The organism is Streptomyces chryseus (genome assembly GCF_014650755.1).
Classification (GTDB): Bacteria; Actinomycetota; Actinomycetes; order Streptomycetales; family Streptomycetaceae; genus Streptomyces; species Streptomyces chryseus.
This window is the reverse complement of record NZ_BMVO01000008.1, coordinates 171,919-192,980: the sequence shown is the minus strand read 5'-3', so window position 1 is coordinate 192,980 and position 21,062 is coordinate 171,919. Positions and strand designations below refer to the sequence as shown.

Below are 21,062 nucleotides of genomic sequence, written 5' to 3'. Positions count from 1 at the left end.
GGCCGCGCACGACTACGGACGGTACGCCGGCACAGGGCTCGCCTCAGCCCTCCAGGTGCCCCAGCACGGACCGCACCGCGAGGTCCACCGCCCGGCGCGCCTCCTCGCTCCGGTCGGTCGTCTCGAACGCGTGCCGGCCGGTGGGCAGGTCGACCACCTCGACAGCGGCCCCGCAGTCCCCGGCGGCGTCGAGGAACTCCTCGACCGTCGCGGCGATCTCCGGGCGTTCGAGCCCCACCCGCGTCACTACCACCGGCAGCCGCCCCGCCGTCCGCACTGCCTCGGCCGGCCGGAACCGGGAATCGGCGAGCCCCCAGTTCGGCAGCGGCGCGAGGACGGGGTAGGTCGCCGCGAGGCACCGCAGCCACGGCGGCGGCGCCGCGAGCCAGTCCGCCGACAGCAGCCCGCCGCCGGAGAAGAACCACAGCGCGACGCGTTCGCCGTCGACCCGCGGATCGGCCCGTACGGCCTCGACCGCGTCGGCGACGTCCTCGGCCGCACGGGCGTAGTCGGCGAGGTCGTGCAGCCGGTGATCCACCGTCACACCGACCGTCCCCAGGCTCGCCACGTACTGGGCGTAGCCCACCAGGGCCGGCCAGTCGCGCGGGGTGGGCCGCGCGTCGGCGGGGACCGGCCCGCCGTGGACGAACACCACGGCCGGGCGGGGCTCCTCGGTGCCGGGCAGGTGGAGGTCGACCCGGCCCACCCGCTCGCGGCGCTGCCCGGGCACGTCCAGGAGGAACGGCCGCAGGTGTGCGGGCGGCTCGCCGGGCTTCGCGGTCAGGCGGTGTCCTTCCCCCGCCGCGGCCCGGAGCAGCACGCCGGCCAGCTCCTCGGGGCAGGACAGCATCGGCCAGTGCCCGGTGCCGAGTTCGAAAAAGGTCACGCGCGGGTCGGTGAGGGCCTGGAGGCGCGGGTCGCCGAAGCCCACGAGCATCTCCACCCCTTCGATGCTCGCCCCGCTCGCGGTGCACAGGACCCCCGTCATCGGCAGCCGCGACACCTCCTCCGCCAGCCGCAGCGGCTGGGTGAGCGTGCCGACGGGCTGCGGTGCGGCGAGCCGGCTGAGCCGCTCCAGCGCGTCGGCGGGGACGCCCTCGGTACTGCCCCAGCGCTGCCACCCGTTCAGCGGCGGCGGGGAGAGCGGCCCGCCGCCGGTCCACCCGGCCGGATCGAGCAGCCGTTCGCGGACCGCCTGGTCGGCCACCAGCTTGGCGGCCGTGTCGCCGTCCTGGGGCATGCCCGCGTCCACGAAGACGATCCGGGAGACCCGCTCCGGGCGCAGGCCGGCCGCCCCGAGCACCGGGTGGACGCCGTAGCCGTGACCCACGAGGACCACCTGCGGCTCCTTGACACCGTCGATCAGCCGCACCACGTCCCGGACATGCGTCTCCAGGTCGGTGTCCGGCCCGGCCGGCGCACGGCTGTCGCCCAGGCCGGTCGGCGTCGCGGGACACACCTGCGCCCCGGCCTCCCGCAGCCGCCCGGCCACCTCGTCCCATATCCAGCCGCCGGTGAAGATGTCCGACACCAGGACGAATGCCGTCATGAGCCCCTCCTCGTACGCCGTGGTCCGCGGGACCCGTCCGTACGGGCCGCTCCGCGCTCACCGCGACGTTAGGAACTCCCCCTGCGGGAGATTCAAGTCACCGCAGATGCACACCGATCAGGCACGTGTCGTCGTCGGTGTCCGAGCGGCTGTGGGTCAGCAGCTCGTCCAGGTACTTGTCGAGCTCCTCGGCCTCCGTGGCCGGCCCCTGGGCGATCGACAACAGGTGCTCCAGCGACTGCTGCACCGAGAGGTCGCGCCGCTCGATCAGCCCGTCGGTGTACATGAGCAGCCGGTCCTCCGCCTTCAGCGTGACGAGGTGTTCCTCGTACGGCGCCTCCGGCATGGCCCCGAGCAGGATGCCGCCCGGCAGCGGCAGCGCGGTGGCCTCGCCGTCGCGCACCAGTACGGGCGGCGGATGCCCGGCGCGCGCCCACCGCAACTGCCGCGTGTCGGGGTCGTAGATGCCGCAGATCGCCGTGGCCGTCACCTGGTCGGTCAGGTGATGGGCCACGGAGTTCAGCCAGCCGAGCAGCTGCGCCGGCCCGGCGCCCGTCGCGGCGAGGCCCCGCAGGGCGTTGCGCAGTACGACCATGCCGGTCGCCGCCTTGATGCCGTGCCCGGCGACGTCGCCCACCGCCAGCATCACCATCTTGGAGGGCAGCACGACCGCGTCGTACCAGTCGCCGCCCACCAGGTGGCCCTCCTCGGCCGGCCGGTAGCGCACGGCGACCCGCAGTCCGGACGTGTCGACCGCCGGGGGAGAGGGCGGCATGATCGCCTGCTGCAACTGCAGGGCGAGACGGTTGCGTTCGGCGGACTGCTGCTCCGAGTCGGCGAGCCGGTCACGGGTGGCGGCCAGCGCGACCTCTGTCCAGTGCTGGGAGGAGACGTCCTGGTACGCCCCGCGGACGGCGACCAGCTGCCCGACAGGTCCGGTGACGGGTTCGGCGACGATACGGATGTGGCGCACCACACCGTCCGCGCGCTGCAGCCGGAAGGCGGTGGAGGCGGAGTGCCGGTGGTGCATCAGGGTGCGCAGGAAGCGGCCGATGGCCACCGAGTCGTCCGGGTGGGCGTGCTTGTGCAGCCGTTCCAGAGGCACGGGGGAGGAGGTCGGCGGCAGTCCGAACAGGGAGAACAGCTGGCTGTTCCATATGACCTGACGGTTGACGAGGTTCTCCTCGAAACCCCCGATCCGTCCCAGCCGCTGCGCGTGCTGGAGCAGTTCGGCCAGCCGCGTCGTCTCGCTCTCGACACGCCAGGTCAGCAGTACGCCATCGCCGAACCGGGCCATCCCCACCGAGGCGACCGTGCTGAGCGGCACGTCGGCCACCAGCGTGCCCAGCGCCATCCGCTGGGAGCGAAACGGTTCCCCCGTGGCGTGGACCCGCACCACGTGTTCGTACAGGCCGCCCTCGCGGGCGGTCAGCGGGTACGCCTCCAGCAGGCTCATGCCGGTGACCGCGCTGCGCGGACGTCCCGCCAGGTCGGTGAAGTGGGCGTTGGTGTGCGCGATGCGGAAGTCCGACACCGCGTCCTGGCCGTCGATCAGCGGAAGGAGCACCAGGGCGGGGTCGAGCAGCCCGTCCGCGAGCTCGCCCAGCGCGTTCACGGCGTCGTCGGGGCGCTGGTCCGTGGCGTTTCCGTCCATGTCCGCGCCCGGCAGCGTGTGCGCGCACAGGCCGGCCAGCGCGTCGAGCTGCCGGGTGGTGGCGGGCGTGAGCGGAGGCTGCGGGTGCGGCCAGCAGATCTCCAGTACGCCGAGGATGCGGCCGGCGCTCTCGGCGGGCAGGACGGCCCGGGCCCCGGCGGTGCGCCCGCCGATGCCGAGCGTGCCGGCGGGCAGGCTGCCGTACCACTGCGGCTTGCGTTCGCCCAGCACCCGCTGCGCGAGCGTTCCGACGCCCGGCGGGACGTACCGCCACCGCTCGGCCTCCCCGCGCGGGAAGCCGGCGTGGCCCGCCAGGACCAGGGCGCCGTCCTGCCCCGCCGCCCACAGCGCCAGCGCGTCCGCGCCGAGCGGGGCCAGCGCCTGGTCGAGCAGCGACTCCGCGGCGGACTGCGGATCGCTGGACAGCGATCCGGCCTCCGCGGCCCGCAGCCGCAGCACCGCCCCGGGTGCCCCCCGCCTGTCGGCGTTGCGCGCGGTCGGCGGCAGCACGTCGGTGACTGCGTCACCGGACGCGGCGTTGACCACGTCCGCCGCGAGTTCCAGCAGCGGCAGCCGGGCGGCTTCCGCCAGCGTCTCCAGGTGCTGCGCGGCCTCCGTCGGCCCGCCGTGACCGCGCTCGACGAGGATGCCGGTCGCGATCCCGATCAGGGCTCGGGCGTCGGTGGACTCCTGCGCCAGGGCGAGGTCCTGGCGCAGTTGCTCCACCGTGGCGGCGAGCGCGTCGAGCCGCTGGTTGTGCCGCGTCACCGGTTGAGCCAGCGGAGCATGCAGGCCACGAGCACGTCGGCGTCGACCGGCTTGGTGATGTAGTCGTTCGCCCCGGCGGCCAGGCTCTTCTCGCGGTCGCCCTCCATGGCCTTGGCCGTCACGGCGATGATCGGCAGGTCGGCGTGCTCGGGCATGGCACGGATCGCGGCAGTCGCGGCGTAACCGTCCATCTCGGGCATCATCACGTCCATGAGGATCAGCTCGACCTGGCCGTGCCGGGAGAGTGTCTCCAGACCCTTGCGGCCGTTGTCGGCGTGCAGCACCTGCATGCCGTGCATCTCCAGGATCCCCGTCAGCGCGTAGACGTTGCGGGCGTCGTCGTCGACGACCAGGACCACGCGGCCCGCCAACTGGCCGTCCGGGCTCTCGTCCAGCTCCAGCGGGGAGGCCGTCAGCGCCGCGGAGTCCGCCGATCTGGCCAGCGGCAGCACGTCGGACGGCCGCTCGGCCGTCAGGTGCAGCGCGATGCGCTCCCGCAGCTCGTCGAGGCTGGGCAGCAGTTCCAGGGGCTTCATACGGGCCAGTTCCAGCAGCCGCCGTTCCTGCTGCTGGTCCAGGCGGCGCGTGTGGTGGGCGAGCACCGGCACCTGACGCAGCGCGGGATCGCCGTTCAGCGCCTCCAGCAGCTGCATGGCGGCGCCACCGGCCATGTCGAGCCCCAGGACCACGCAGTGGCACGGCTCCGCGGCGAGCGCGGCGGCGGCCTCCTCCGGTCCCACGGCGGTACGCAGCCGCACCGGCCCGCGGGCGTCCACGAGGCTCTGGTTCTCGGCCAGTTCGGCGACGGCGCTCTCGGCGACGAGGGAGAGCAGACCCCGCGGCCTGTCCTCTATCACGAGCAGTCGGCGCTGGGCGGGGATGAGATGCGGCGCGGACACCGCCAGCGGCTGCTGCGCGTCCTCGTCCGTGACCGAGGGCTCGCGCTCCTCGAACCTCGCCACCGGGAGGTGGAGGGTGAACGTGCTGCCCTCGCCGAGGACGCTGGTCGCCTGGATGGCTCCGCCGAGGAGGTGCGCGATCTCCCGGCTGATCGACAGGCCGAGGCCCGTACCGCCGTACTTGCGGCTGGTCGTGCCGTCCGCCTGCTGGAAGGCGCCGAAGATCGCTTCGAGTTGCGGCTCGGCGATGCCGATGCCGGTGTCCAGGACACGGAAGGACAGGGCCGGACCGTGCTCGCGCACCTGCGTGGGCACGTCCGGCTCGGCGGCCGGGGCGATCCGCAGTTCGACAGCCCCCTCCTCGGTGAACTTGACCGCGTTGGAAAGCAGGTTGCGCAGGACCTGCCGCAGCCGGGAGTCGTCCGTGATCAGGTCGGTGGGGACACCGGGCGCGACGCTGATACGGAAGTCGAGCCCCTTCTGGGCCGTCATCGGCCGGAAGGTCGCTTCCACGTAGTCCAGCAGGCGGCGCAGCGAGACGCGTTCCGGACTGATGTCCATCTTCCCGGCCTCGACCTTCGACAGGTCCAGGATGTCGTTGATCAGCTGGAGCAGGTCCGAACCGGCCGAGTGGATGATGCCCGCGTACTCCACCTGCTTGGGCGTGAGGTTGCGGGCCGGGTTCTGCGACAGGAGCTGGGCGAGGATCAGCAGGCTGTTGAGCGGGGTGCGCAGCTCGTGGCTCATGTTGGCCAGGAACTCCGACTTGTACTTGGAGGCCAGCGACAACTGCCGCGCGCGCTCCTCCAGTTCCTGGCGCGCCTGCTCGATCTCCAGGTTCTTCGTCTCGATGTCACGGTTCTGCGAGGCGAGGAGGGCGGCCTTCTCCTCCAGCTCCGCGTTGGAGTTCTGGAGCTCCTCCTGGCGCACCTGGAGCTCCCCGGAGCGGGCCTGGAGTTCCGCGGCGAGGCGCTGGGACTCGCCGAGCAGCTCGTCGGTGCGGGCATTCGCCACGATGGTGTTGACGTTGACCCCGACGGTCTCCATCAGCTGGTCCAGGAAGTCGCGGTGCACCTGGGTGAACGCGGTGACCGAGGCCAGCTCGATCACGCCCAGGACCTGGCCCTCGACCACGATGGGCAGCACGATCAGGCTCGCGGGATCGGTGGACCCGAGCCCCGAGGAGATCGTGATGTAACCGGCCGGCAGATCGTCGATCGCGATCGTACGGCGGCTGCGCGCCGCCTGCCCGACCAGCGACTGCCCGAACCGGAAGCGCACCGGGCGCGGGGTGTCCGAGGCGTCGCCGGGATGACCGTACGAGCCGATGAGTTCCAGCTCGCTGACGCCGCCCCGCTCCTGGGCGAGGTAGAAGCCGCCGTACTGCGCGCCGACGAGCGGGGTGAGCTCGTCCATGATGAGCTCGGCCACGACCTTGAGGTCGCGCCGGCCCTGCATCAGCCCCGACATGCGCGCGAGGTTGGTCTTGAGCCAGTCCTGTTCCTGGTTGGCCCGGGTGGTCTCGCGCAGCGACTCCACCATGGAGTTGATGTTGTCCTTGAGCTCGGACACCTCACCGGACGCGTCCACCGTGATGGAACGGGTGAGGTCGCCCTCGGCCACGGCGCCGGTGACCTCGGCGATGGCACGCACCTGCCGGGTGAGGTTGCCCGCCAGCTCGTTCACGTTCTCCGTCAGGCGCTTCCACGTGCCGGACACGCCCTCGACCTCGGCCTGGCCGCCGAGGCGGCCCTCGCTGCCGACCTCGCGGGCCACGCGGGTGACCTCGGCGGCGAAGGAGGAGAGCTGGTCGACCATGGTGTTGATGGTCGTCTTGAGTTCGAGGATCTCGCCGCGCGCGTCGACGTCGATCTTGCGGGTGAGGTCGCCCTGGGCGACGGCGGTGGTCACCTGCGCGATGTTGCGGACCTGGTCGGTGAGGTTGTTCGCCATCGAGTTGACGTTCTCGGTCAGGTCCTTCCAGGTGCCCGCGACGTTGGGTACCTGCGCCTGACCGCCGAGGATGCCCTCGGTGCCCACCTCGCGCGCCACCCGGGTCACCTCGTCCGCGAACGCGGAGAGCGTGGTCACCATGGTGTTGATCACACCGGCGAGCGCGGCGACCTCGCCCTTCGCCTCGACGGTGATCTTCTGGGAGAGGTCGCCGCGGGCCACGGCGGTGGCGACCTGGGCGATGGACCGCACCTGGCTGGTGAGGTTGGACGCCATGACGTTGACGTTGTCCGTGAGGTCCTTCCAGGTGCCCGAGACACCCCGCACGGTGGCCTGGCCGCCCAGGTTCCCCTCGGTGCCCACCTCGCGCGCGACCCTGGTGACCTCGTCCGCGAACGCCGAGAGCTGGTCGACCATCGTGTTGATGGTCTCCTTCAGCTCCAGGATCTCGCCGCGCGCGTCCACCCGGATCTTCTGGGAGAGGTCGCCCTGGGCGACGGCGGTCGTGACCTGGGCGATGGACCGCACCTGTGCGGTCAGGTTGTCGCCCATCACGTTCACGGACTCGGTGAGGTCCTTCCACGTGCCCGAGACGCCCTTGACGTCCGCCTGGCCGCCGAGCCGCCCCTCCGTGCCGACCTCGCGGGCCACGCGGGTCACCTCGGCGGCGAACGCGGAGAGCTGGTCGACCATGGTGTTGATGGTCGTCTTGAGTTCGAGGATCTCGCCGCGCGCGTCGACGTCGATCTTGCGGGTGAGGTCGCCCTGGGCGACGGCGGTGGCGACCTGGGCGATGGACCGTACCTGCGCCGTGAGGTTCCCGGCCATGAAGTTCACCGAATCGGTGAGGTCGCGCCAGGTTCCGCCGACCCCGGGCACCTGCGCCTGGCCGCCGAGCCGGCCGTCGGTTCCGACCTCGCGGGCCACCCGGGTCACCTCGTCGGCGAACGCGGACAGCTCGTCGACCATGGTGTTGATGGTCTTCTTCAGCGCGTGGATCTCGCCGCGCGCGTCCACCGTGATCTTCTGGGACAGGTCGCCCCGGGCGACGGCGGTCGCGACCTGCGCGATGTCCCGCACCTGGGTCGTCAGGTTCCCCGCCATGGCGTTGACGGAGTCCGTGAGGTCCTTCCACGTACCGTCCACGCCCGGCACGTGCGCCTGGCCGCCGAGCCGGCCGTCGGTGCCGACCTCGCGGGCCACCCGCGTCACCTCGAAGGTGAAGAGCGACAGCTGGTCGACCATGCCGTTGAAGACGGTGGCGATCTCCCCGAGGAGCCCCTCGCTGTCGGCGGGCAGCCGGGTGCCGAAGTCGCCGTCGCGCACGGCGGTGAGCCCGGCGAGCAGCTGACGCAGCTCCGGTTCGCCCACGGCCCCTGCCGCGCTGCCCCGCTCGGCGTCGCGCACCCGCACCGCGGCGCGCTTCCCCTGCCCCTGGCCCACAGTCATTCTGTTTCCCGCCCCTCGTTCTGCAAGTCCCCGTGGACCGACCGACATGGGGCCGGTCGTGCGCATCGCGGCCGAATGGTCCGGATGTACGGCCAGGCTAATCCTGCCACAGTTGCTGTGCGGCAAGCATTCTGGTGCGCCGCCGGTCCCGAAGTGGTTTCTGTACGTCCGGGAGCCGGCCAAAACCCCGCGACGAGGAGTCCTTCGCGGGCCTTGGGGCGACCTGTGGGACGGACGGCGCCCGGCGGACCTGGCGTAGGGTCTCCGTGTCGTCGGGCGTACGGAGGCCGGCGGAACGGGAAGAGCTTCAGGATGCCAGCATCGGTACCGGCGCCTTCGCCGGGAGCGGCGGCGGTACCCGGGCCCTCCCCGGCCGGCCCGGAGCGGGAGGCGGCCCGGCGGGAGGCGGCCCGCCTGGAGGCGGTACGGCGCTACGACATCCTCGACACCCCGCCCGAGGGGGCGTTCGACCGGGTGGCGGCGCTGGCGTCCCGGCTCTTCGACGTCCCGGTGGCGACGGTTGCCATCGTCGACAGCGACCGCATCTGGTTCAAGGCCGCCAGCGGACTCGACGGGGTGCGGCAGATCGGGCGCGACCCCGGACTGTGCGCCTCGGCGATCCTCAAGGACGGCACGACGGTGATCCCCGACACGCTCGCCGACCCCGTGGCGTGCTCCAACCCGCTCGTCGCGGGCGCGATGGGGGTGCGCTTCTACGCCGCGGCTCCGATCACCACGCCCGACGGCCACCGCCTGGGCACCGTGAACATCCTGGACACCCGGCCCCGGGTGATCAGCGACGACGACATGGCGACCTTGGCGGATCTGGCCGCGATCGTCCTCGGCGAGATGGAACTGAGGCTCTCGGCGCTGCGCGCGGTACGCGTGGAACAGGACCGGCGCAGGGTCGAACAGGCGGCCCGCACGCGCGCCGAGCGGGACAAGGCGGCCCTCGCGGACTTCGCCTCGACGCTGCAGCGGACCCTGCTGCCTCCGGCGCTGCCGACGGTTCCCGGGCTCGAACTGGCCTGCCACTATCAGACGGCCTCCCCGCAGGACGTCGGCGGCGACTTCTACGACGTCTTCCCGCTGAGCCGGGAGCGCTGGGCGTTCTTCCTCGGCGACGTGTGCGGCAAGGGTGCCGAGGCCGCCGTAGTCACCTCCCTGACGCGCTACACGCTGCGCGCGGCCGCCCAGCACCACGACGACCCGGAAGCGGTACTGTCCGCGCTGAACGCGGCCCTGCTGCTCGACGCCTCCATCGGCAGCCGGTTCTGCACCTGCCTGTTCGGATTCCTCGAACCGGCGGCCGGCGCGGGATTCGACGTCACCATGGCGTCCGGCGGGCACCCGCCCGCCTACCACGTACGGGCACGACCGGGCGGCGGGGTGCGCGTCGACCCGGTACACCTCAGGGGAGGGATGCTGGTCGGCGCCTTCGAGCAGGCGGCCTTCGCCTCGCGCACCGTCCACCTGGAGCCCGGCCAGGGGCTGCTGCTCTACACCGACGGGCTCACCGAAGCCCGCCTGGCCGACGGAACGATGCTCGGAGAGAGCGGCGTGGCCGACTTCCTCTCCCGCCGCACCGGCCCCGCCGACGCCACCGCGCTGGTCGAGGACGCCGTCGCCCTCATCCAGGAACTCCCGCAGGACGCCGGAGACGATGTCGCTCTGCTCGCCCTGTCCGTACCCCCGCAGGACGCGGGCGGGCCCGGTGTGAGCGTGAGCGCGCGCACCTCGGCCCGGCCGCTGCCCGCCGACGACGCCGGCGCGGCCGGCCGGAAGGACTGACGTGGTGCCTCGCAGCCTCAGCTTCGCCGTCCAGCAGTTCGACGGCGCCCTCGCCCTGCTCACCGTGACGGGCGAGATCGACTTCACCACGGCCCCGGAGCTGCGCGACCGCGCCCTGGAACTCAGCCGCCAGGGCAACCTCCACCTGATCCTCGACCTGGCGCCGGTCGCCTTCTGCGACTCTTCGGGCCTCAACGCGCTGATCGGCATTCTGCGCTGCACGAAGGAGACCGGCGGGTCCCTCGCCCTCGCCGCGGTTCCCGACCGGCTGGCCCGGCTCCTGGACCTGACGGGCGTCAGCCGGCTGCTGCCCGCCCACGCGGACGCCGCCGCGGCCATGAGCGCACACGGTGCGGCTCATGGCGCGGCGGCGGATCCTCCGTCCGGACGGCACCTGCGGGCCGTGGCCGCCCCGCAGGAGGGCCCGTAGGAGCCCGGGGCGCCGTCGCCCCGCGCGGGGCGGGCAGTCAGGCGAACATGCCTGCCCGGAGCTTGGCGAGCGTGCGGCTGAGGAGGCGTGAGACCTGCATCTGCGAGACGCCGAGCTGCTCGCCGATCTGGGACTGTGTCAGCTCCTGGCCGAAGCGCATCTCGATGAGGCGACGCTCCCGGTCGTCGAGCTGGTCCAGGAGAGGGGCCAGCGTGTGCAGGTCCTCGATCGTCTCCATGGCGGGGTCCGGCTCGCCCAGGACGTCGGCGACGCTGCGCGCCCCGTCGCCGCTGTCCCCGCCGTCATTGGGGGTCTCCAGGGAGCCCGCCATGTAGCCGTTCGAGGCGACGATGCCCTCGATGACCTCTTCCTCGCTGAGGTTCAGGTGCTCGGCGAGCTGCTTGACGGTCGGCTCACGGCCGAGGTCGACGGCGAGACGCTCCTTGGCCTTGGCGAGCTCGACCCGCAGTTCCTGCAGTCGCCGGGGCACGTGCACGGCCCACGACGTGTCGCGGAAGAAGCGCTTGATCTCCCCGATGATGTAGGGGAGCGCGAAGCTCGTGAACTCGACCTCGCGCGACAGGTCGAACCGGTCGATGGCCTTGATCAGACCGATCGTCCCGACCTGGATGATGTCCTCCATCTCACCGCTGCCCCGGTTGCGGAACCGGCGCGCGGAGAAATGTACGAGGGAGAGGTTCATCTCGATCAGGGTGTTGCGCGCGTACTGGTACTCGTGCGTGCCCTCTTCAAGGACTTGGAGCCGCTCGAAGAACAGCTTCGACAGTGCTCGAGCGTCCTTCGGGGCGACCTTCCCCGCGTCCTCTATCCAAGGCAACTCCTCGGCACCGGCCGGTGAGCCGACATCGGAGGGGGCCGCGGCCTCCATCCGATCGGTGTCGGCGGCCTGGGCGGAAGTCGCTGTCATGTCTGTGTCCTCCCCTGGTAGTGCTTGTTTCCCACGACGGTGTGCCCTTGCTTCGATTTTGTATTCATTCCGTTCGGCATGGGATCAGGGGCAGTTTCCCGACGGAGCGCTCACCTCCGCCTCCCAGGGGGCGAAACCCGTGCCGTCGGTCCAGGCCACGAGCCCCGCGTGGTCGACACAGAGGATCCCGCACTGCTCGGCGTACTCGGCGGCGGGCTGGGTGAATTCGCCGGTGGTCACGACGGCCGCCACGTGCGCCTCGTGGACCGCGAAGCACGTGCCGCCGAAGCGCTGGACGTCCTGGGAGCCGACCTTGTTCATGGGGCCGTAGCGCTTGCACTGGATGACGACGCGCCGTCCGTCGGGCGTGGTGCCCACCACATCGGCGCCGAGATCCCCCGCTCCGCCCACGACGCGGACGTCCCGGCAGCCGTCCCGCTCACAGAGCGCGGCGACGGCCTGCTCGAACTCCACCGGGTCCATGGCGGCGTAGTCCGTGGCCGCGAAGGTCTCGACGGGGACCTCCATGTCGGCCGTCCCGGCCTCCGTGATCACGGCGGCCGCGGGATCGCCCTGCCGCTCCTCCTGGACCGGCGCGCTCCCGGCGATCTCGTACGTGGCCTCGACGACGGCGTCGGTGACGCGGGCCGCCCTGCGGCGCCCGCGCACGTTCCGCAGGGCCGCCACCGCGCCGGCCAGGACGACGGCGATCACGACGGCGAACAGCGGGCGGCTGTCGGCCGTGCGTATGGCGAGCCTCAGCGTGAGGCCCGCGCCGCACAGCACGATGGCGACGAGGCCGAAGCACAGGATCGTCTGCCGGAGGCTGAAGGCCGCTCTCCGCCGGATCCGCCCCGGCCTGCGCACCGATGTGGTCATATGCGACGGTCCCCCCTGGTTGCGCCGATGTGAAGATCATTCATGGCTGCCGTGTGCCCCGGCCCGCCCGTTTCAACAGTCGGACGCCCGACCGCCCCCGGGCGCGGGCGAGTTGGCGAGGCGGCAGGGGCAAGGGAGCCGGGGAAAGGGGCGGCGAAAGGCGGGTGTGAGGTGGGCGCCGCGAGAACCTGACGGGATCAGCCGTCGATCCCGTAGCCTTTGACCGACAATCCGAGTTCGGCCGAGGGGCCCATGGGCGTGATCACTTCCAGACGGACATGCGAGAGCGATGTCTGACGCCGCCGCCGGCCATGGCTGGTGCATCGCCCAGGGGCCGGGCGCCTTCGGTCACGCCCGGGATCTCGCCCGGGAGGCGCTGGAGTCGTGGAGCTGGCCGCCCGAACGCGTCGAGGTCGTGGTTCTCCTCGTCTCCGAGCTGGTCACCAACGCCCATCGGCACGCCGGTACGGACGCCTGGCTCCGGCTCGACCCGACCTCGGAAGGCGTCCGCCTGACCGTCCGTGACGCCAGTCCGAACCCGCCCGAACCCCGCGTTCCCGACCCCGAGGCCGCAGCGGGCGGGTTCGGGCTGCACATACTGGACCGACTGGCCTCCCGATGGGGCGTCGAGACGCACGCGGACGGCAAGCACGTCTGGGCCCTGGTGCCCGCCACCGTCACCGAGCCGCCGAACTGAACGCCCCCGTCCCGTCACGCCGCCAAGACGAGACGGCGGTGTCGCGTTTGTGTCGTTCTGTGCGAGCGTCCGCGCCGGACCGTCTGGCCGAGCCCGGCCATGGTTACCGAACTGTCTCCTTTCCGCGTGCAACTGCGGCCGCTTTTCCGCCGTCTATTAGGCGAAACGTGAAGCGCACGGGTGCACAAGGAGGGGCAGCAGTGAGGGACATACGCCGAAGAGGAATGGTCGCAGCCGGAATTACCGCGCTGGTGGCCCCGCTCACCGTAGCCATGGGCAGTACGCCTGCCCAGGCCGCCTCGTGCACGACACAGACCGGCGCCTATCAGAAGCAGGTCGAGAAGTTCCTCGGCCGCCCGGTGGACGGGCGGCAGTCGGCAGCCGACTGCAGGGCGATCCAAGCATTCCAGACGAAGCACTCGATCAGTCCGAACGCCGGATTCGCGGGCCCCGTCACCTGGGGCGTCATGGACCTCATGAACAAGCAGAAGGCCGTCGGGACGAACCCGAACCGGGCCGGCAAGTGCCCGACGAACAAGGGCCGCATCGCCTGCGTCGACCTGACCCTCCAGCTCAGCTGGATCCAGGACGGCAGGGAGCTGAAGTACGGACCGGTTCCTGTGCGCACCGGCCGCGACGGGTACGAGACCAGGACCGGTCCGAAGAAGATCTACTGGCGCAACATCGACCACGTCTCCAGCATCTACGACGTGCCGATGCCGTACAGCCAGTTCTTCGACGGCGGCCAGGCGTTCCACTCCGTCGGCATCAGCGTCTGGGCGCCCCCCGGCTCACACGGGTGCGTGAACATGACCAAGAAGGACGCCTCGAAGTACTGGAGCATGCTCCGCAACGGCGACGACGTCTTCGTCTACGGGCGCAAGCCCGGCACCTGAGCGACCCGTTTCCCGGCGAGCGTGCGGGGCACCCGCGAGGAGAAACTGCGTCGAGGCAGGGAGTGCTCTCCATGTGCCGATGGCTTGCCTACTCCGGAACACCCGTTCTCCTCGGTGACATCCTGTACAAGCCCGCTCACTCCTTGATCGACCAGAGCCTCCATTCGCGGCTGGGCGTGGAGACGACCAACGGCGACGGATTCGGTATCGGCTGGTACGGATCCGGCGCCGGCACGCCCGCCATCGTCCGGGACACGGGCCCGGCCTGGAACAACCGCAACCTTCAGGAGATCGCGGACCACGTCCGCTCACCGCTGTTCTTCGCCCACGTACGCGCCTCGACCGGCACGGCCGTGCAGCAGACGAACTGCCACCCCTTCCGGCACGGCCGGTGGATGTGGATGCACAACGGTGCCATCACCGACTTCCACCGGATACGGCGCGACCTGTCCATGGCCATCGACCCGGCGCTGTTCTCCTCGCTCGAAGGCTCGACGGACTCGGAGGTGATGTTCTACCTGGCCATCACCCTCGGCCTGGACCAGGACGCCCCGGGCGCCGTCGCGCGGATGGCCGGGCTGGTCGAGGGGATGGGCCGGGAGCACGGGGTGGAGTTCCCGCTCCAGATGACGATCGCGGTGACCGACAGTGAGCGACTGTGGGCGTTCCGGTACTCGAGCCGGCAGCCGTCGCGGTCGCTGTTCTACAGCACCCGCGAGGCCACCGTACGGGCGCTCCACCCCGACCTCGCGTTCCTCAAGGACGTCTCTCCCGAGACGCGCCTCATCGTCTCGGAGCCACTGGGCGACCTGCCGGGCGCGTGGAACGAACTGCCCGAGGGCAGCTGCGCCGTCGTCCAGCCCGGCGAGGACGTGCTGATGTCCTTCGCCCCCGAGCCGGTGTGACGGGCACTGACGGCGCCGCTCCCCGCACATCCCGGGCTGTCCTACTGGAATTCCATTAACCCCAACGGGTGGTGCCAATTCAGATTTTCGGCCGTGGCCCACAAGAATACGAATCTCTCCCACGGCCGGAGGTTCTGTGTCCCGCCCTGTCACATCCCCATCGACCATGATGACGCTCGGCTGCGCGCTGTTCGCCACCCGATGGCTCCAAGCCCCGCTGTATTTCGGTCTGGTGGCCGCTCAGGGGGTCTACGTCTACAAGTTCTTCAACGAGTTGTGGCATCTCATCGACCACGTCGTCAGCGGGCGGGCCGACGAGACCCATGTCATGCTCGCCGTCCTCAAACTCGTCGATGTCGTGATGATCGCCAATCTGCTGATCATGGTGATCGTCGGAGGGTACGAGACCTTCGTCTCCCGGATCGGGCTCCAGGGCCACCGCGACCAGCCGGAGTGGCTCTCGCACGTCAACTCCAACGTCCTGAAGGTGAAGCTGGCCACCGCCATCGTCGGCATCTCGTCGGTGCACCTGCTGCAGATGTTCGTGGACGTCCACCACACACCCCAGCACGACCTGCTCTGGGGCACCGTGATCCACATGGCCTTCATCGCCTCGGCGGCGATCCTCGCCTACATGTCCGGCCCCATGGCCTCGCACGAGCACCGGGGGCAGGCCGCCCCCGCGCCGCAACCGGTCGTCCTGCCCCGGCAGCGGGACCACACGCCGGACGAAGCGGGTTCCGCGGCCGAAGCGCGGATCGAGGCGGCCGGGTTCCCCGCGCGCAAGACCCTGGAGATGTTCGACGACGGTCTCCTGCGGTCGCCGGGCCCGCAGACCCTCGCCCGGCTGGGCAAGGCCGACTTCGTCGCCGGCCACCGCAATGTGGTGCTTCTCGGCGCTCCCGGCACCGGTAAGACACACCTGGCCGTCGCGCTGGGCCTGCGGGCGTGCCAGGCCGGACACCCGGTGCTGTTCGCCACGGCGGCCGAGTGGGCCGCCCGCCTCGGCGAGGCGAAGGCCGCGGGCCGCCTCGCGAAGGAGTTCGCACGGCTGGACGAGTATCCGGTGCTGATCGTGGACGAAGTCGGTTACGCGCCCCTGGACGACGAGGCGCCCCACCTCCTCTTCCAGCTCGTCTCGCACCGCTACGAGCGGGCCTCGCTGATCGTCACCAGCGACCGGCCGTTCGGCCGCTGGGAGGAGGTCTTCGGTGACGCGGGGATCGCGTCGGCGGCGGTCGACCGCCTGGCCCATCACGCCGAGGTGGTCACCCTCGACGCCGACAGCTACCGCACCCGGGGGCTCGCCGCCGCCGTCGCGGGTCGCGAGGGGACGGTTCTCTGACGGCACGGGTGCACTGGCGGGCGTTCACCGGTGGGCGGCGGCCCGTACGAGAACGGTTCCCCGGCGGGCCGGCCGGGGCGTCACCCGTTCTCCCCGGCGGACGTGCCGCGCGGGCCGGTGGCGTCTTCACTGTGGGCAGTACGGTGCGTCGCTCGCCAGGAGCCGCGTACGCGGCACGGACCGCGCCGGCAGCGACGGCGGTCGACGGGAGAACGTATGCCATCGTCCCACTCGGCGGCCGACAGCCCCGAGCAGCGCCCCGCCGCACCGCGCTCCCGGGGCGTGCTGCGGCGCCTCGGCGAGTGGTGTGCCCGCCACTGCGTGACCGTCGTCGTGCTCTGGCTGGCCGCGCTCGTCGGCCTGCAGGTGCTGGAGCGGTCGCACGGCGGCTCGTACTCCGACAACTTCTCCCTGCCCGGTTCCCAGTCGCAGGACGGTCTCGACGTCCTGCGGGCGCACGACCCCGCCGCCGGAGGTTACGGCGCGCAGATCGTGCTCCACGCCCCGAAGGCGCTCACCGGCGTCAGCAGTCAGATGGCGACCGTGGCGGCGGACCTGGAGAAGCTGCCCCACGTGCTCAGCGTCCAGAACCCCCTGCCGGCGCCCGGCACCACCCCTCCCACCGGCGGCCGGAACTTCGGCCCCTACTCCAGCGACGGGAAGACGGCGTACATCACCGTCCGGTTCGACGTCCAGCCCTCCACCCTGGGGTCCTCCTACCTCGACGGTGTGGACCAGGCGGTGCAGCCGCTGCGCGCGGCCGACGTGACGGTCGAGTACGGCGGACCGCTGGGCGAACTGGCCCGGCCCGAGGCGGACGACCGCACCAGCGAGGCCATCGGGTTCGCGGTGGCGATCGTGGTGCTCCTGATCGGCTTCGGCAGCGTCCTCGCGGCGGGCCTTCCGCTGGTGACCGCGCTGATCGCCGTGGTCTGCGGACTGGCCCTCCTCGGCTTCCTGGCCGCCGCGTTCACCTTCGCCACCGTCTCACCGACGCTCGCCACGATGATCGGCCTCGGCGTGGGCATCGACTACGCGCTCTTCCTCATCACGCGCCACCGCCAGAACCTGATGAACGGGCAGCATCCCGTGACGGCGGCCGGGATGGCGGCGGCGACCAGTGGCCGGGCCGTACTGGTCTCCGGCTGCACGGTGGTCATCGCCCTGTCGGGCCTGTGGGTCTCCGGGATCGGCTTCATCGGGAAGCTGGGCCTCGCCGCGGCGGTCACCGTGGTCACGGCCGTGCTCGGCGCCCTCACCCTCGTCCCGGCCGTGCTGGGGCTGGCCGGCCGGCGGATCGACAAGCTCCGCGTCCGCAGACCCGTCGCCGAGACCGGCGCGGAGCCGGGCGAGGAGGCGCACGGCACCTGGCACCGGTACGCCCAGCGGGTGGAGCGCCGCCCGTGGTGGTTCATGGCGTCCGGCGTCGTGGTCCTGGCCGTCCTCGCGATTCCGCTGCTGTTCATCCAGCTGGGGCACATCGGCGACGGGGCCGACCCGAAGTCGTTCACCGACCGGCGCGCCTACGACCTGATGTCGTCGGCGTTCGGGCCCGGTTCGAACGGCCCGATGACGCTCGTCATCGATCAGTCCGCCGTCCCGCAGGCCGACCGGCCCTCGCTCGCCGACGCGGCGAAGAGCGCCCTGAGCAACGTGCCCGACGCCGCGGTCATCACCCCGCTCCAGCCCACCTCGGACGGCGACGTGCTGATCGGCACGGCGTACTCGGTGGCCGCTCCGCAGGACGAGAGGACCACCGCACTGGTCAACCGTCTGGTGGACGACGTCCTGCCGCAGGCGGTCTCCGGCACCGACGCCAAGACGTACGTGACGGGCACGACCGCCGCCCAGGTGGACTTCCTCGACATCGTCTCCAGCCGGCTGCCGCTGATCATCGCCGTGGTCGTCGGTCTCGCGTTCCTCGTCATCCTGGTCGTCTTCCGCGGCGTGCTCGTCGCGGTCAAGGCGGCCGTGCTCAACGTCCTGTCGATCGCGGCCTCCTACGGCGTCGTGGTGGCGGTCTTCCAGTGGGGCTGGGGCGGTCCCGCGCTCGGCGTCTCGGGCGAGGTGCCCATCGAGAGCTACGTACCGATGATGATGTTCGCCATCGTCTTCGGTCTCAGCATGGACTACGAGATCTTCCTGCTGTCCCGCGTCCACGAGGCGTGGCTGCGCACCGGTGACCCCGGGGCGAGTGTCGCGCACGCGCTGGAGATCACCGCGCGGGTCATCACCTGCGCGGCGCTGATCATGGTCAGTGTGTTCGCGGCCTTCATCGTCAGCGACAACATCGTGGTGAAGATGCTCGGCCTCGGGCTGGCGGCCAGCGTCCTCATCGACGCCACGGTCGTGCGCCTGCTGCTGGTGCCCGCCGCGATGACGCTGCTGGGCAAGGCCGCCTGGTGGACGCCCCGTTGGCTGGACCGGGTGCTGCCGCACGTCAACGCCGAGGGGGAGCCGCCGCCCGCGCCGGGGCCGGTGCGAAAACCGGTGTGACCTCGCGGCGCCGGCCGCCATCATGGCGGGCATGAACGATGACGTGAATCCCGTAGAGGCCCTGCTCGTTGTGGACGTCCAGTCGGCGTTCGTCCGCGGTGACGGAGCCGTACCCGACGCGGCCCGCCTCCTGGACCGTACGGCGGACCTGATCGCACGGGCGCGGCGGAGCGGGGCGCTCGTCGTCCACGTCCAGAACGACGGCGCGCCCGGAGCGGACGACGAGCCCCGTACGCCGGGGTGGGAGTTGCACCACCCGATCGTGCCGGGACCCACGGAGGTGGTGATACGCAAGGCCGAGGACGACGGTTTCGAAGGGACGTCGCTGGCGAACCTCCTGACGGACGCGGGGGTACGGGCCCTGGCCGTCTGCGGGATGATGTCGGAGATGTGCGTACTGGCCACGGCCCGCACGGCCCTGGCGCTCGGGTTCCGGGTCGTCATGCCGCACGACGCCCACGCCACGCAGAACATCCCGGCGGCGCCGGGCATCAGCGACGCCGTCCCGGCTGCCACGGTCTCGCGGGTGGCCGAATGGGCTCTGGGCGACGAGGTCGAGATAGTCCCTCGCGCCACGGACGTCACCTTCACGGCCCTTCCCTCGCCGCCCGTCCGCTGACACGGCGACGGACGACGCCAAGGTCCTGTGAGCGACTGTGAACAGTTGTGATCTTGAATTGTGGTTGTTGCGTGGATGTCATCCGAAGTTGCCCGTGGCGTGGAAGGGTCCGACCACCGTCGTGATCGCCCGCCCCATCGGGCATCCATGAGAGGACACCATCCCCATGTCCCGTCGTATCAGCCTGAGATGGGCCGCCGCCCTGGTCGCGGCCGGCTCCATAGGCATGGTCGCAGCATCCCCCACGCAGGCCGGCCCCGCCGTGAACACCGACCACGCGACCACCGCCGTCGCCGCGGCCCCGGACCCCGGCTCCTACTACGCGGCCGCGGCAGGCAAGACCGGAGCCGCGCTCAAGAGCACGCTGCACACGATCGTCAGCTCGCAGTCGACCGTCTCGTACGACCAGGTCTGGACGGCGCTGAAGAACACCGACCAGGACCCCGCCAACTCGGCCAACGTCATCGAGCTGTACACGGGCAAGTCCATCGCCAAGACCCGCAACGGCGGCAACACCGGCGACTGGAACCGCGAGCACGTCTGGGCCAAGTCCCACGGCGACTTCGGCACCTCCACCGGCCCCGGCACCGACCTGCACCACCTGCGGCCCGAGGACGTCACCGTCAACAGCATCCGCGGCAACAAGGACTTCGACAACGGCGGCGGCGCCGTGTCCGGCGCGACGGGCAACTACACCGACGCCGACAGCTTCGAGCCGCGCAACGCCGTCAAGGGCGACGTAGCCCGCATGATCCTCTACATGGCGGTACGGTACGACGGCGGCGACGGCTACGCCGACCTCGAACCCAACGACCGGGTCGGCAACGGCTCCCTGCCGGCGATCGGCCGCCTCAGCGTCCTGAAGCAGTGGTCGCTGCAGGACCCGCCGGACGCGTTCGAGCAGCGCCGCAACGAGGTCATCTTCAGCACCTACCAGCACAACAGGAACCCGTTCATCGACCATCCCGAGTGGGTCGAGTCCATCTGGTAGTCCGGCCGTCGCGCCGGGGCCGCCGGGCCCGCTCCATGCAGTGGGTCCGGCCGCCGGGACCGCCCCCGTGGCACGCCTCGCTGCGGCCCGGAAGCGCGCGGTCAGGCGGGATGGCCCGGCGTCAGGTCGGTGACGTCGGTGAAGGCGAGCAGCTGAGGACGGCCGTGCGGGCGCGGAGAGCAGGCCACCGGCTCCAGCAGGAAACCCACGTGGTCCCCGCCGTCGAAATGCTCACGTACGCGTCCGACGAACCACGCGCACGCTTCGTCGAGCACCGGTGTGCCGCCGGCCTCCGGCCGCCACGCGGCGCGCGCGAACTTGTCGACGCTGTCGCCCGTCTCGCCGCCGAACAGCGCGGCCGGCGCCTTGTCCTCGCGCCGCAGCAGGTGGACGCCCAGATGCGAGGCCCGGCGTGCCACGCGGTACGTGTGATTGGCCCTGGACAGCCACACCACGAACCGGGGCGGGTCGATCGAACTCTGGGAGGCGAACCCCACCAGGCATCCCGCCCGCTCGTCCGCCGTCGCGGCGGTGACCAGGTACATGGGGTAGTCGAGCAGATCGGTGAACGTGTCGAACTCCACGGGGGGAGGCTATCGCGTCCAGCAGCCGCTGTCCCCGGGCGGGCCACGGGGACTCCACCCCGCCGCAGGCGGCACCGGCGACGGACGGCGGTGACCGGCGGACCCGGCACCGGCAGCCCGCGACGGGCACCCGGCGACCGGCGCATTCCTCCGCACGAGCGGTGCGAAGGAATGCCTCCGTGCGCCCCCGGCGCACTTCCGGCCCGCCGGACCGGCCTGCCGTCCGCGG

The 21,062-nt window shown here is 71.5% G+C and carries 15 protein-coding genes; 9 read left to right on the top strand and 6 right to left on the bottom strand.

Translation table 11 applies throughout. The features are described from left to right. Positions 1-43: 43 nt before the first annotated feature. From IE185_RS15645 to IE185_RS15635, 3 genes are all read right to left on the bottom strand, one after another. Positions 44-1,549, bottom strand: a complete 1,506-nt coding sequence (locus tag IE185_RS15645; RefSeq protein ID WP_138893863.1) for an alpha/beta hydrolase — start codon at positions 1,547-1,549, stop codon at positions 44-46. Positions 1,550-1,646: 97 nt separating this feature from the next. Continuing rightward, positions 1,647-3,971 carry a SpoIIE family protein phosphatase gene (locus IE185_RS15640; protein WP_138893864.1) on the bottom strand — a complete coding sequence of 775 codons (2,325 nt, stop codon included), beginning with the start codon at positions 3,969-3,971 and terminating at the stop codon, positions 1,647-1,649. Then, complete coding sequence (locus tag IE185_RS15635) at positions 3,968-8,272, bottom strand: HAMP domain-containing protein (protein WP_138893865.1); 4,305 nt, start codon at positions 8,270-8,272, stop codon at positions 3,968-3,970. Before IE185_RS15635 ends, IE185_RS15640 begins: the two co-directional genes overlap by 4 nt. A gap of 312 nt (positions 8,273-8,584) precedes the next feature. On the opposite strand from IE185_RS15635, the gene IE185_RS15630 reads away from it, so the two are divergent. Further along, entirely contained in the window at positions 8,585-10,063 is a 1,479-nt protein-coding gene (locus IE185_RS15630; RefSeq protein WP_138893866.1) for a PP2C family protein-serine/threonine phosphatase, read from the top strand. Between the two features lie 4 nt (positions 10,064-10,067). Next, positions 10,068-10,493: an STAS domain-containing protein gene (locus IE185_RS15625; protein ID WP_138893867.1), complete on the top strand. Its 426-nt coding sequence runs from the start codon at positions 10,068-10,070 to the stop codon at positions 10,491-10,493. A gap of 37 nt (positions 10,494-10,530) precedes the next feature. On the opposite strand, the gene IE185_RS15620 is transcribed toward IE185_RS15625, so the two are convergent. Both IE185_RS15620 and IE185_RS15615 read right to left on the bottom strand, forming a co-directional pair. Further along, entirely contained in the window at positions 10,531-11,421 is an 891-nt protein-coding gene (locus tag IE185_RS15620) for an RNA polymerase sigma factor SigF (protein ID WP_138893868.1), read from the bottom strand. Between the two features lie 84 nt (positions 11,422-11,505). After that, positions 11,506-12,300, bottom strand: a complete 795-nt coding sequence (locus IE185_RS15615) for a restriction endonuclease (RefSeq protein ID WP_138893869.1) — start codon at positions 12,298-12,300, stop codon at positions 11,506-11,508. 289 nt (positions 12,301-12,589) lie between these two features. Here IE185_RS15615 and IE185_RS15610 point away from each other — a divergent pair, with 289 nt between their 5' ends. The 7 genes from IE185_RS15610 to IE185_RS15580 all read left to right on the top strand — a co-directional run bounded on the left by IE185_RS15610 (position 12,590) and on the right by IE185_RS15580 (position 20,249). Continuing rightward, positions 12,590-12,997 carry an ATP-binding protein gene (locus IE185_RS15610; protein WP_138893870.1) on the top strand — a complete coding sequence of 136 codons (408 nt, stop codon included), beginning with the start codon at positions 12,590-12,592 and terminating at the stop codon, positions 12,995-12,997. Between the two features lie 200 nt (positions 12,998-13,197). Continuing rightward, entirely contained in the window at positions 13,198-13,893 is a 696-nt protein-coding gene (locus IE185_RS15605; RefSeq protein ID WP_138893871.1) for a L,D-transpeptidase, read from the top strand. Positions 13,894-13,964: 71 nt separating this feature from the next. Further along, a complete protein-coding gene (locus tag IE185_RS15600; RefSeq protein WP_138893872.1) occupies positions 13,965-14,798 on the top strand; it encodes a class II glutamine amidotransferase in 834 nt (277 codons plus the stop codon). 166 nt (positions 14,799-14,964) lie between these two features. Then, the gene (istB, locus tag IE185_RS15595; protein WP_138893873.1) at positions 14,965-16,143 is read left to right on the top strand and encodes an IS21-like element helper ATPase IstB; all 1,179 of its coding nucleotides are present in this window, start codon (positions 14,965-14,967) and stop codon (positions 16,141-16,143) included. A gap of 216 nt (positions 16,144-16,359) precedes the next feature. Continuing rightward, on the top strand, positions 16,360-18,639 hold the full coding sequence (locus IE185_RS15590) for an MMPL family transporter (RefSeq protein ID WP_138893874.1): 2,280 nt from the start codon (positions 16,360-16,362) through the stop codon (positions 18,637-18,639). Positions 18,640-18,670: 31 nt separating this feature from the next. Further along, entirely contained in the window at positions 18,671-19,258 is a 588-nt protein-coding gene (locus IE185_RS15585; protein ID WP_138893875.1) for a cysteine hydrolase family protein, read from the top strand. Positions 19,259-19,424: 166 nt separating this feature from the next. Next, positions 19,425-20,249: an endonuclease I family protein gene (locus IE185_RS15580; protein WP_138893876.1), complete on the top strand. Its 825-nt coding sequence runs from the start codon at positions 19,425-19,427 to the stop codon at positions 20,247-20,249. Positions 20,250-20,350: 101 nt separating this feature from the next. Here IE185_RS15580 and IE185_RS15575 read toward each other — a convergent pair whose 3' ends face one another. Then, entirely contained in the window at positions 20,351-20,794 is a 444-nt protein-coding gene (locus tag IE185_RS15575; RefSeq protein ID WP_138893880.1) for a flavin reductase family protein, read from the bottom strand. Positions 20,795-21,062 lie beyond the last annotated feature (268 nt).

What these genes read in the sequence shown, in the direction of transcription:
- IE185_RS15575 (WP_138893880.1), bottom strand. Translation starts at nt 20,794, where the DNA reads ATGTACCTGGTCACCGCCGCGACGGCGGACGAGCGGGCGGGATGCCTG.
- IE185_RS15615 (WP_138893869.1), bottom strand. Translation starts at nt 12,300, where the DNA reads ATGACCACATCGGTGCGCAGGCCGGGGCGGATCCGGCGGAGAGCGGCC.
- IE185_RS15620 (WP_138893868.1), bottom strand. Translation starts at nt 11,421, where the DNA reads ATGACAGCGACTTCCGCCCAGGCCGCCGACACCGATCGGATGGAGGCC.
- istB (WP_138893873.1), top strand. Translation starts at nt 14,965, where the DNA reads ATGATGACGCTCGGCTGCGCGCTGTTCGCCACCCGATGGCTCCAAGCC.
- IE185_RS15585 (WP_138893875.1), top strand. Translation starts at nt 18,671, where the DNA reads ATGAACGATGACGTGAATCCCGTAGAGGCCCTGCTCGTTGTGGACGTC.
- IE185_RS15630 (WP_138893866.1), top strand. Translation starts at nt 8,585, where the DNA reads ATGCCAGCATCGGTACCGGCGCCTTCGCCGGGAGCGGCGGCGGTACCC.
- IE185_RS15645 (WP_138893863.1), bottom strand. Translation starts at nt 1,549, where the DNA reads ATGACGGCATTCGTCCTGGTGTCGGACATCTTCACCGGCGGCTGGATA.
- IE185_RS15580 (WP_138893876.1), top strand. Translation starts at nt 19,425, where the DNA reads ATGTCCCGTCGTATCAGCCTGAGATGGGCCGCCGCCCTGGTCGCGGCC.
- IE185_RS15635 (WP_138893865.1), bottom strand. Translation starts at nt 8,272, where the DNA reads ATGACTGTGGGCCAGGGGCAGGGGAAGCGCGCCGCGGTGCGGGTGCGC.
- IE185_RS15590 (WP_138893874.1), top strand. Translation starts at nt 16,360, where the DNA reads ATGCCATCGTCCCACTCGGCGGCCGACAGCCCCGAGCAGCGCCCCGCC.
- IE185_RS15600 (WP_138893872.1), top strand. Translation starts at nt 13,965, where the DNA reads ATGTGCCGATGGCTTGCCTACTCCGGAACACCCGTTCTCCTCGGTGAC.
- IE185_RS15610 (WP_138893870.1), top strand. Translation starts at nt 12,590, where the DNA reads ATGTCTGACGCCGCCGCCGGCCATGGCTGGTGCATCGCCCAGGGGCCG.